8 protein-coding genes are annotated in these 10,969 nt (G+C 69.8%); 4 read left to right on the forward strand and 4 right to left on the reverse strand.

Going from position 1 to position 10,969, the window contains the following annotated elements; all coding sequences use genetic code 11:
• Nucleotides 1-42 precede the first annotated feature (42 nt).
• Both ACI7YT_RS14010 and ACI7YT_RS14015 read right to left on the reverse strand, forming a co-directional pair.
• Nucleotides 43-3,288, reverse strand: a complete 3,246-nt coding sequence (locus tag ACI7YT_RS14010; RefSeq protein WP_406246205.1) for a family 20 glycosylhydrolase — start codon at nt 3,286-3,288, stop codon at nt 43-45.
• Nucleotides 3,279-4,496, reverse strand: a complete 1,218-nt coding sequence (locus ACI7YT_RS14015; protein WP_406246207.1) for an amino acid deaminase — start codon at nt 4,494-4,496, stop codon at nt 3,279-3,281. Before ACI7YT_RS14015 ends, ACI7YT_RS14010 begins: the two co-directional genes overlap by 10 nt.
• A 25-nt stretch (nt 4,497-4,521) precedes the next feature.
• Between ACI7YT_RS14015 and ACI7YT_RS14020 the strand changes: the two genes are divergently transcribed.
• The 3 genes from ACI7YT_RS14020 (at nt 4,522) to ACI7YT_RS14030 (ending at nt 7,193) form a co-directional block, all read left to right on the forward strand.
• Nucleotides 4,522-4,929, forward strand: coding sequence for a RidA family protein (locus ACI7YT_RS14020; protein WP_406246208.1), 408 nt, complete (start codon nt 4,522-4,524; stop codon nt 4,927-4,929).
• Nucleotides 4,930-5,016: 87 nt separating this feature from the next.
• A complete protein-coding gene (locus ACI7YT_RS14025; protein WP_406246209.1) occupies nt 5,017-5,508 on the forward strand; it encodes a hypothetical protein in 492 nt (163 codons plus the stop codon).
• A gap of 203 nt (nt 5,509-5,711) precedes the next feature.
• Entirely contained in the window at nt 5,712-7,193 is a 1,482-nt protein-coding gene (locus ACI7YT_RS14030) for a L,D-transpeptidase family protein (protein ID WP_406246211.1), read from the forward strand.
• A gap of 56 nt (nt 7,194-7,249) precedes the next feature.
• Here ACI7YT_RS14030 and ACI7YT_RS14035 read toward each other — a convergent pair whose 3' ends face one another.
• Nucleotides 7,250-9,466 (reverse strand): NADP-dependent isocitrate dehydrogenase, encoded by a 2,217-nt coding sequence (locus ACI7YT_RS14035; protein ID WP_406246213.1) that lies wholly within the window; start codon nt 9,464-9,466, stop codon nt 7,250-7,252.
• Between the two features lie 129 nt (nt 9,467-9,595).
• Between ACI7YT_RS14035 and ACI7YT_RS14040 the strand changes: the two genes are divergently transcribed.
• Nucleotides 9,596-10,054 (forward strand): GNAT family N-acetyltransferase, encoded by a 459-nt coding sequence (locus ACI7YT_RS14040; protein WP_406246215.1) that lies wholly within the window; start codon nt 9,596-9,598, stop codon nt 10,052-10,054.
• Nucleotides 10,055-10,138: 84 nt separating this feature from the next.
• Here the strand turns inward: ACI7YT_RS14040 and ACI7YT_RS14045 are convergent, their stop codons facing one another.
• Nucleotides 10,139-10,933, reverse strand: a complete 795-nt coding sequence (locus tag ACI7YT_RS14045; RefSeq protein WP_406246217.1) for a hypothetical protein — start codon at nt 10,931-10,933, stop codon at nt 10,139-10,141.
• Nucleotides 10,934-10,969 lie beyond the last annotated feature (36 nt).

The following is a 10,969-nucleotide window of genomic DNA, read 5'->3' on the forward strand; positions in this document are numbered from 1 at the left end:
GCAACCTCTGCGAGGTCGGCGGGGTGGAGGGTTACCGAAACGTTACCTAGAACCCGCGGCCTCCTCTCCGCCGTGGGATCCCAGACCGGCGACGAGTTCGGCGACGATCTGCTGCCGAGCCTGCACGCTCATCGGCTTGCCGGGGACACCGGGTCGACGCTGTTCGGGAGACGGGCCGTCGAGTGGACGATATCGCACCCCCGCCGCGCCGAGCCGGCGCAACTGCACCGGAAGACGACGCGCGAAATCGTCCCACTCCCCCGACTCGCCGCCTGCCCAGAGTCGTTCGGCGATGGCCGAGAGCCGCGGGAACATCGCGTAGTCGACCCGATCGCGCGTCGGCAGGTGCTCGGTCCAGGTGTTCGCCTGGCCGCCGAGGGCGCGCTCGTCGATGCGCAGCGTGTAGGCGTGCTCGATCGTCAGGGGCGGGCCGACAGGCACCGGTTCGTCCACCGACTCGGACTGGCGGTAGTCGAGATACACCTCCAGATCAGGGCAGGCGATGACGGGGATGCCGCGGTCCAGAGCTTCCTGCAGCGCCACCGGCGCGCGCCACGCGAGGATCTCGACCCCATCGGGCACCTCGCCTTCGAGCACCTCGTCCCAGGCGAGCGCGGTACGGCCTCGCGCGCGCACGTGCGCGACGAGGTGCGCGGTGAACCACGGCTGGACGTCCTTCGCCGAATCCAGACCGAGCTCGCCCATCCGCTCGCGCGCTGCGGCGCTGCGCCCCCACTCCGTCACCGGGACCTCGTCGCCGCCGATGCCGATCCACGGCGAATCGAACACGTCGCAGAGGGCGTCGATCGCCGCGCGCCCGAACGCGAGGGACTCCTCGGTCGGCGCCAGCGTTCGCTCGTTGACCCCGAATCGCTCCCACGGCCCCTCGACGCGGTCCGACGCATCCGCATTGCCGAGCTCCGGGTAGGCGGCGAGCGCGGCCTGCACGTGCCCCGGCAGCTCGACCTCCGGAACCAGGGTGATGAAGCGCTCGGCGGCGTAGCGCACCAGGTCGCGCAGCTCCGCCGTCGTGTAGTGGCCCTCGTGCACGCCCGGTTCGACGGTGGCGAGCGGTCCGTGCCCGAGCTGGGTCGCATCGCGGCGAGCGCCCATCGCGGTGAGCCGCGGGAAGCCAGGGACCTCGTAGCGCCAGCCCTGATCGTCGGTGAGGTGGAGGTGCAGGATGTTGAGCTGGTGGGCGGCGAGCACATCGATCAGGCGTCGGATGTCGTCTGCCGGGCGGTAATGGCGCGCGACATCGAGCATCGCTCCGCGCCAGCCGAACGCGGGCGCGCCCCGCCACCGTCCTGCGGGGAGCCGCGCGCCCTGCGCCAGCTCCGGGGGCAGGAGCTGGCGCAGCGCCATCACACCGCGGAATGCGCCGACGGCTTCGGCCGCGTGCACCTCGATGCGCGTCGAATCGACCTCGATGCGGAACGACTCCGGCACGGTCGCGCCGGGGTCTCTCACCAGGGCGATGACGACGGCATCCGGGTCCGGCTCGTCGCGCAGCTGCAGGACCTCCCGCAGTCGCTCTGCCACGCCGGTGAACGCGTCGGGCGCTTCGATGCGCGTGTCGGCGGTGAGCACGAACGGTTCGGCCTGGGCGTCGACGTCGACGTCGAGCCGGGGCACCGCGGCGCGGTGCGCCGGTGGTGCGCTGCGCAATGCTGTCCCTGGTGTCCGTCCGGTGGGCTCTCCGCTTTCGATCACCGGCACACCGCCGACCAGCACCTCGACGATGCCGACGGGCTCGGCTCGCGGGTCGTCGAAGGTCGCACCGGCGCCGATCGTCTGCGCGTCGAACAGCACCAGGTCCGCCGTCGCACCGGGGCGGATGGTGCCACGCGGCGCATCGCCCATGTCGATCCCGAGCCGGCGCGCCGGCGTCGCGGACAGGTGCTGCACGGCCTCCTCGAGAGTCAGCACACCGAGTTCGCGCACGTAGTGCCCGAGGTAGTGCGGGAACGTCCCGTACCCGCGCGGATGCGGCTTGTCACCGATGAGGATGCCGTCGCTGCCGCCGCTGTGCCGCGGATGCCGCATGATCGCCCGGACGTTCTGCTCGTCGCCGATGTGCATCAGGATGCCGGTGGCCGCGGCATCCCGCACGACGACGTCGAGCACGATGTCGACGGGCCGCCGTCCCAGGGACTCCGCGATCTCGTCGATGCGGCGTCCGACGAGACCGGCCAGGGCCGGATCGCCGACGCCGGAGACCTCGATCGCCGACCAGTCGGCGCGTTCGCCGTGGAACCCGTCGCAGCCGACGTCCTCGAGTTCGACGCGAACCTGCTCGCGGCCGGCCGCATCCAGCGCCGCGATCGCGGCGATGAGGTCTCCGCCGGCGGCCAATCTGCTCGGCAGCAGCGCGGCGAGAGTCGTGGCGCCCGGCAGATAGGGGTAGGTGTCGAGCGTCACGTCGACGCCGTCCGCGATCGCCTCGTCGACGAGGGCGAGCAGTTCTGCGGCGCGTCCCCTGTTCGGGGCGAAATTCATCGTCGCGTGGGTGAGGTGGATCGGGCAGCCAGTGCGCCGACCGATGTCCAGCACCTCGCGGTAGGCGTCGAGAGCGGCCGCACCATAGCTGCGCGTGTGCGGCGCCCAGTATCCGCCGCGCTCGGCGACGACGCGGCACAGCACCTCGAGCTCGGCCGTCGACGCGTACATCCCCGGCGTGTACGTCAGGCCGCTCGACATCCCGAACGCACCGGCGTCCAGCGCGGCATCCAGCAGCGCAGCCATGCGGGCGAGCTCATCCGGCTCTGCCGCGCGACTCTGGTGGCCGATGACCATCATGCGCAGGTTGCCCTGGGGCACGAGGACTGCGACGTTCGCCGCGGCAGCGGCATCGACGGCGGCCAGGAACTCGGTCATCGACCGCCACGGCACCTCGGCGGGCCCGTTCCACCCCGCGATCTGCGCGGGGATGACGGCGGCAGCGCGATCGTCCAGCGGCGCGTAGCCGAGCCCGTCCTGTCCGATGACCTCGCACGTGACGCCCTGCCGGATCTTCGCCGCATGATCGGCACCCCGCAGTACGGCCAGATCGCTGTGCGCGTGCATGTCGATGAAGCCGGGTGCGAGCACGAGCCCTGCGGCGTCGAGCTCGACCGCACCCTCCGGCAGGACGAAGTCGTCCTCACCCTCGTGCCGGATGCCGACGACCCTGGCGCCCTCCACGGCGACGTCGGCGGTGAACCGGTCACCACCTGTGCCGTCAACGACCACGGCACTGCGATACACCCGCACGCGCCCGGCGGCTGCCTGCTCCGCGCTCAGAAGCATGTCGCCACCGCTCCGATCACGCGGGGATCCTCGGCATCCGGGTCGTCGATCACGGGGACGACCCGCCACTTGTCGAACGCCGTGCAGGGATGCGAGAGTCCGAGCCGCACGACCTCGCCGACCGCGATCTCGGCGCCGTCATCGAGACTCAGGAACGCGTGCTGATCGTTCAGCGCGGTGACCTGCCCTGCCACGGTCTGCGGGGCGGGGAGATCGATGTCGAAGGGGACATCGCGGCGCCCGGCATCCAGCAGTGCCAGACGAGGCTCCGGGTGCGAGACGACCCGTGACCACGCGTGCATGGCGGAGCGCAGCGATGCCGTCGGCACGACGGCGCCGAACGGGGACATGCGCGTGTAGAAGCCGTCGTCGTGGATCTGGAAGGCACCGGAGCGGAGCACGACGTCCACGGTCGCACGGTGCGGAGCGAGCACGGCCGCCGCCCGGTCGGGGAACGAGCTGCCGCCCGCGGAGAGGATCGGCCGGATGCCCGTCGGGTACTCCAGCCGCTCGTGCAGGGCGACCAGGCTCTGCAGATAGGCATCGACGGCCACGACGGATGCCGGAGTCCGATCGGGTCCGAACGGACCCTCGTACCCGGCGACACCGGCCAGGCGAAGACCGGGTGCCCGCGACACGGCGTCGGCGATGCGCTCGCCCTCGTCGATCGTGCGCGCGCCGGTGCGCCCGCCGAGCCCGCCCAGCTCGACCAGCACGTCGAGCGGATGCGCGGGGTCGGAGACTGCGGCCGCCAGGATCGCGACGGTGTCCTCCGAGTCCGCCCAGCAGAGCACGCGCAGGCCGTCGGTGTGCGCGAGCAGTTCGCCGAGATGACCGGCGGCACCCGTATCCGTCACGCCGTTGGCGATCAGCACGGTCCGCACCCCGGCCTCGACGGCCACGCCGGCCTGCCAGGGGGTTGCGACCGAGATCCCCCAGGCTCCGGCATCCAGCAGGCGCTGCCAGAGGGCAGGCGCCATGGTCGTCTTGCCGTGCGGGGCGAGCAGGATGCCGAGTTCGCCGGCCCAGTCGAACACCGTCTTCTCGTTGTGCGTCAGCGCGTCCGCATGGACCGTCATCACCGGTGTCGTGAACTCGGACAGCCGCAGGCCGGCATCCGTCACGTCGGACACTCGGAGCCCGTGGGCGCGGGCGGGGAAGGCCTTGGCCCAGGGGCCGAGCACGGGGTCCGGAATTTGTAGAGGCACCTAACAAGGCTACTAGGCTGAAGCCATGAGCTCGAAGATCCGTGTCACGACCGACGCCGCCCCCGCACCGGCGCACACCTTCTCCCAGGGCATCCGCAAGGGCCCGTTCGTGCAGGTCTCCGGCCAGGGACCGGTCGACCCCGCGACGAACGAGTACCTCTTCCCGGGCGACGTCGCAGCCCAGACGACCCGCACGCTCGAGAACGTCAAGGCGATCGTCGAGGCATCCGGAGCGTCGTTCGACGACGTCGTGATGCTGCGCGTCTACCTCACCAAGCGCGAGGACTTCGCCACCATGAACGATGCGTACGGCGCCTTCGTCGAGGCTCATACGACCAACGGCGTCCTGCCGTCGCGCACCACCGTCTTCACGGGTCTGCCCCGCGAGGAGATGCTCGTCGAGATCGACGGCATCGCCATCGTCGACGCCTGACGTCGGGGCTCCCTCGCCTGCCGTGATTGACTTGAGGCGACCGGAGAATCAGCACCGCAGCGCGGTGCGTCGAAACAGGGGGAACCTATGAACCGCAAGATCGCAGCCTGGACCATCGCGGCTGTCGCCGTCCTCGGCCTGACCGCATGCTCCGGGGCGCCGAGCGCGTCCGATGAGGGCTCCGACGAGATCACCTCGAGCGAGGCTCCGGCGGAGAACACGGCGGAGGACACCGGGGACCAGTCCGTCGCGGACGCGTGCAAAGCCGCCACCGAGGACATCACCGCGGCCACCGCGTCGTTGTCGAACCTCGATCTCGAAGCCGCGACCGCCGACCCCCAGGGGACGCTCGACACCTTCACGGCGACAACCGATGCCCTCGGCACCGCCGTCGAGTCCGTGAACAACGCCGAGGTCAAGGACGCCGTGACGGCGATCCACGAAGACTTCACCGAGCTGCGCGACCTGCTGTCGGCCGTGCTGATCGATCAGGACCTGGCGGCGGCAGAGGGTCTCACGACCATGAACGCCGACCTGCAGACGTCGGCCGCCGCGTTCTACACGCTCTGCACCCCCTGATCCGGGGCGCGAATCTCGACGGATGCCCTGCGACCTTCACGGTCGCGGGGCATCCGTCTTCCTGCGCCCGGCACTGTCCTGCCTGACCGGCACTGGCTTGCCTGACCGGCAGCGGCGAAGTTGCCGACCGTTGCCGTTCCGTGATAAGCGATCCTCTAACATAGAGGGATATACGTGTCACGCCGATCACGGGGGGTGAGATCGTGACCGATCTTGTTGCAGCATCCGGCTCCGACACCGCGAAGACCGCGGTGATCTCCGAGACCATTCCTTCCGGCGCGTCCGGCACCGGAGAGCTCCCCCCCGGGGACCAGCACGTCGAGTGGGCTCCCCTCGAGCCGGCGCCCAAGAAGAAGCGCCTCGGCCTCTGGATCGGCATCGGCGCAGGAGTCGTCGTGCTCGGCGCCGCCGCAGCCTCGATGGTCCTCATCGCCCCGGGCACGAGCGTCGCCGGCGTGCAGGTCGGCGGACTCACCCCGGGTATGGCCGCCGAGACCATCAGCAACCGGCTGGCCGAGACCGAGATCACGCTGACCGGAATGGGCGACGACGCTGTCGTCACCGGTGCCGACCTCGGCGCGTCCGTCGATGCAGAGGCCCTGGCGGAGCAGGCCTTCGCCGAGCATCCGCTCTGGAACGTCACCCAGTGGGGTGCCGAGACGATCCCGGCGACCATTACTCTCGACGGCCAGACCGCCGAGAGCGCGCTGCGTGCCGCGTCGCCCGCCTCCTTCACGGATGCCACCGATGCCACCGTCGTCTTCGACAGCGCATCGGGCACCTACGTGGTCACCCCGGCCGAGCCCGGTACCGGCATCAGCGTCGACGCTCTCTCGACGGCCTTCGTCGAAGCGATCGGCGAGGGCAGGTCCGACCTGGAGTTCACCGGCGACCCGACCGAGGCGCTGCCGGACATCTCGACCGAGGCGGCGCAAACGACCGCGACCGAACTGAACACGATGCTCGCCGGCATCGGCTTCTACATCGGCGAAGAGCGCACGGTCCCCGTGGACCCCGCGGTCGCCGCGACCTGGCTGAGCGTCGAGAACGTCGACGGCGAACTCGTCGTCGCGGCCGACCCCGCGGCGATCCAGACCACGGTCGACGGACTCGCTGCGGCGGTCGATCGCGCGCCCGTCAACGCGACGAACATCACCGACTCCAGCGGCAACGTCCTCCGCGAGGTCACGGCTGGCCAGACCGGCCGTGCTCTGGGCGACACCTCCGCGGTCGCCGACGACTTCGCAGCGCAGCTGGCCGACGGCAACGCGAACTTCGCCCTCGCGGTCACCGAGACTCCGTTCGAGACGACCGGCATCGTTCGTCGTGCCGAGGTCGACCTCGGGTCCCAGCGCGCCAACTTCTACGAGAACGACAAGCTCGTCAACTCGTGGGCGATCTCCTCCGGCAAGCCCGGCCACGAGACCGAGACCGGCAACTTCAAGATCCGCGCTCACGTGCGGATCCAGGACATGGTCGGCAACAACGGCGACGGCTCCAAGTACCGCACCGAGGATGTCCCCTGGGTCACCTACTTCAACGGCGACCAGGCCTTCCACGGCGCTTACTGGCACAACAACTTCGGCAACGTCATGAGCCACGGCTGCGTGAACATGCCGGTCTCCGCGGCGCAGTGGGTGTACGAGTGGGCCCCGGACGGCCTCGAGGTCAACGTCCACAACTGACGCTACGGTACGGAAAAGGCGGATGCCGAAGCATCCGCCTTTTCCGTACCCACTGATCAGACGGCGTCGATGACCGCATTCAGCGTCGCGGACGGACGCATGATCGCCGCGACCTTCGCGGCATCCGGACGGTAGTACCCGCCGATGTCGGCGGGCGAACCCTGCACGGCATTCAGCTCGGCGACGATGTCCTGCTCCTTGGCGGCGAGCGTCTCGGCGATCGGCGCGAAGCCTGCGGCGAGCTCGGCATCCTTCGTCTGCTTCGCCAGCTCCTGCGCCCAGTACAGCGCGAGGTAGAAGTGGCTGCCGCGGTTGTCGATCGTGCCGAGCGCGCGGCCGGGCGAACGGTCCTCCTCGAGGAACGTTCCGGTCGCAGCATCCAGCGTCTCGGCCAGCACTCGTGCCTTCTCGTTGCCGGCGAAGTCCGCGAAGTGCTCGAGCGAAGCCGCCAGGGCGAAGAACTCGCCCAGCGAGTCCCAGCGCAGGTAGTTCTGCTCGACGAGCTGCTGCACGTGCTTGGGAGCCGAACCGCCGGCACCCGTCTCGAACAGTCCGCCGCCGGCGAGCAGCGGGACGATCGAGAGCATCTTGGCGCTGGTGCCGACCTCGAGGATCGGGAACAGGTCGGTGAGGTAGTCGCGCAGCACGTTGCCGGTGACCGAGATCGTGTCCTCACCGCGGCGCAGGCGCTCCAGCGAGTAGCGAGTGGCGTCCTCGGGGGTGAGGATCTCGATCGTGAGGCCTGCGGTGTCGTGGTCCTTCAGGTACTCGTTCACCTTGGTGATCAGCGCTGCGTCGTGCGAGCGCTCGGCGTTCAACCAGAACACGGCCGGCGAACCGGTGGCACGGGCGCGGGAGACGGCCAGCTTCACCCAGTCGCGGATCGCGACGTCCTTGGTCTGCGTGGCGCGCCAGATGTCGCCGGGCTGCACGGTGTGCTCGAGGACGACGTCCCGGCCCGACGTGACGACCTGGATGCGCCCGGCCGCGGCGACCTCGAACGTCTTGTCGTGGCTGCCGTACTCCTCGGCCGCCTGCGCCATCAGTCCCACGTTCGGCACGGTGCCGATCGTGGCGGGGTCCAGCGGACCGTTCGCGATCACGTCGTCGATCGTCGCCTGGTACACGCCGGCGTACGAGGAGTCGGGGATGACCGCGAGAGTGTCGCCCTCGCCGCCGTCGGCGCCCCACAGCTTGCCGCCGTTGCGCACGAGCGCGGGCATCGAGGCATCCACGATCACATCGCTGGGCACGTGCAGGTTCGTGATCCCCTTGTCGGAGTTCACGTACGACAGTCGCGGGCCGTTCTGCATGGCGCGGAAGAAGTCCTCGGCGATGGCCTCGCCGCCCTCGAGGTCCGTCAGACCGGACAGGATCGAGCCGAGCCCGTCATTGGCGCTGAGACCGGCGGCCGCGAGCGTGTCACCGTGCTGCGCGAACACGTCGGCGAAGTACGCCTTGACGACGTGGCCGAAGATGATCGGGTCGGAGACCTTCATCATGGTCGCCTTGAGGTGCACCGAGTACAGCACGTCGTCGGCCTTCGCCGTGGCGAGCGTCTCGGCGAGGAAGGCGTCCAGAGCGGCTGCGGACAGGAACGTGGCATCCACGATCTCGCCGGGGAGGACCTTGAGGTTCTCCTTCAGTGCGGTGGTGGTGCCGTCCTCCGCCACGTGCTGGATCGTCAGCACCTCGTCGGCCGGGGCGACCCAGCTCTTCTCGTTCGACTTGAAGTCGTCGTGACCGAGTGTGGCGACGCGGGTCTTCGAACCCTCGGCGAACGCCTTGTTGCGGTGCGGGTGCTTCTTGGCGTAGTTCTTCACCGCCAGCGGAGCGCGGCGGTCGCTGTTGCCCTCGCGCAGGACGGGGTTCACGGCCGAGCCCTTGATGCGGTCGTAGCGAGCGCGAACGTCCTTCTCTTCGAGCGTCGACGGCTCGTCCGGGAAGTCGGGCACGTCGAAGCCCTGGGACTGCAGCTCCGCGACCGCGCCCTTCAGCTGCGGGATGGATGCCGAGATGTTCGGCAGCTTGATGATGTTCGCCTCAGGGGTCGTGGCGAGACCGCCCAGCTCTGCGAGTGCGTCGGAGACCTGCTGGTCTGCGCTCAGCCGCTGCGGGAAAGCGGCCAGGATACGGCCCGCGAGCGAGATGTCACGCGTCTCGAGCGCGATCGCGGCCTTTCCGGCGTACGCCTTCACGATCGGCAGAAGCGAAGCGGTGGCCAGAGCCGGTGCCTCGTCGGTGTAGGTGTAGATGATGGCGTCGTCGGTCACCGGGAGATCTCCGTTCACGAGGGCATTTGTCTCGATACCAAGATACCTGAGGGCCTGCCACGGCGTTCATCGGACGGATTCATGACTCGCTCTGGTGTCAGAACGATTCGAAGCGGTTACCCTGGGCTTATGCCGGAACTGCGTGTGGTCGAACTGTCTGCTGCGACGATCGTCGCCGTCAACAACCTGTCCCTCAAGCCCGGGCAGGAGCAGTACCTCGCTCCCGTCTCGTACGGGATCGCCGCCACGGTGATCAACCCGAAGACCTCGTGGCAGCGCGTCGTCCTCGACCGCAACGAGGTGGTCGGCTTCGTGAGCGCGAACTTCGACCCCGAGGCACCGGAAGAGCACTTCCGCTCGGTGCTGTGGCGGATCAACGTGGATGCCGACGACCAGGGCCGCGGCGTCGGCCGTTTCGCGGTCGAGGCGCTCATCGAAGAGGCGCGTGCGCGCGGCTTCGATCACGTCGACGTCATCTACGAGGCCGGCGAAGGCGGGCCGGAGGCGTTCTTCAACCGTGTCGGCTTCTCTCCCGTCGGCGAGACCGAGTACGGCGAAGTGATCGCCGAAATCCGGATCGCCTCCTGAGACCGGCGGCGGGGCCTCGGATCCCCTCCCCCACCGAGACCCCGTCGCCTCCTTCCGCGCCCTGACGCGTCGACGAGCGGCGCGTCAGCGGGCGTTCGGATCGTCGCCGGGGCGCGAGCGTTCACGCCAGGCGGCGATCGCGGATGCCGCGGCGGCAGCAGCGCGGTCGAGCACGTCGGCGGACAGCGTGATGACCTGCTGCGCGGCATCCTGCCATCCCGGTCCGATCGGCGGACGCTCCCCTGCGGCGACGCGCTCGGCGTCTTCGAACGCGCGTTCCAGTCGGACGACCGCCAGCCGGTAGGCCGTGAACTCGGCCGGAGCCACCTTGCCCGGCGCCGGGCGGGTCTCCTGCGCATGCTCGAGGGCTGACAGGAACGCAGCGGTCGCGGGCACGTGCCCGTCGCTCATGGACGGATAGGCGATCAGTCGCGCAGGGTCGGTCTCGTACTGCATCCAGTGCACGAGCACCGTGTCGTGCTGCGATCGGAGACGCTCGAGCGGCGTCGGCTCCGACCGCGAGGGGATCTCGGCCCGCGCCGCGGTCACACGGGTGCGCAGCGCCTTCACCGCCGCCGATGCCGCCTTCGCCTCGCGCTGCGCGGTCTGCAGGTCCCGTCGAGCCCGGTTCACATCCTCCGAGCTCGCCCGTGACGCCGCCCGATCGGCGGTCACTCGCGAGAGGTCGGCCTTGGCGATGCGCGCCGCGTTCTGCGCCGCGATCGCCGCCGAGATCGCTTCGCGCAGTTCGAGCTTGGCGGCGTCGTATCCGAGTCGTCGTTCGGCGTTCAATCGGTGCACTCCCCACGCGCCGGCCCCCGCGGCTCCGGCGGCCGCCGGCACCGCCCACCAGAGCTCGGCCAGCAGCAGGGGGTCCATGCCTTCATGCTAACCGGGGCGGATGCCTGAGCATCC

The sequence above is a fragment of the Microbacterium sp. M genome, assembly GCF_045181065.1.
GTDB lineage: Bacteria > Actinomycetota > Actinomycetes > Actinomycetales > Microbacteriaceae > Microbacterium.

Excerpts from the sequence above, each read along its gene's own strand:
- ACI7YT_RS14010 (WP_406246205.1), bottom strand. The coding sequence starts at position 3,288 with ATGCTTCTGAGCGCGGAGCAGGCAGCCGCCGGGCGCGTGCGGGTGTAT.
- ACI7YT_RS14020 (WP_406246208.1), top strand. The coding sequence starts at position 4,522 with ATGAGCTCGAAGATCCGTGTCACGACCGACGCCGCCCCCGCACCGGCG.
- ACI7YT_RS14025 (WP_406246209.1), top strand. The coding sequence starts at position 5,017 with ATGAACCGCAAGATCGCAGCCTGGACCATCGCGGCTGTCGCCGTCCTC.
- ACI7YT_RS14040 (WP_406246215.1), top strand. The coding sequence starts at position 9,596 with ATGCCGGAACTGCGTGTGGTCGAACTGTCTGCTGCGACGATCGTCGCC.
- ACI7YT_RS14045 (WP_406246217.1), bottom strand. The coding sequence starts at position 10,933 with ATGGACCCCCTGCTGCTGGCCGAGCTCTGGTGGGCGGTGCCGGCGGCC.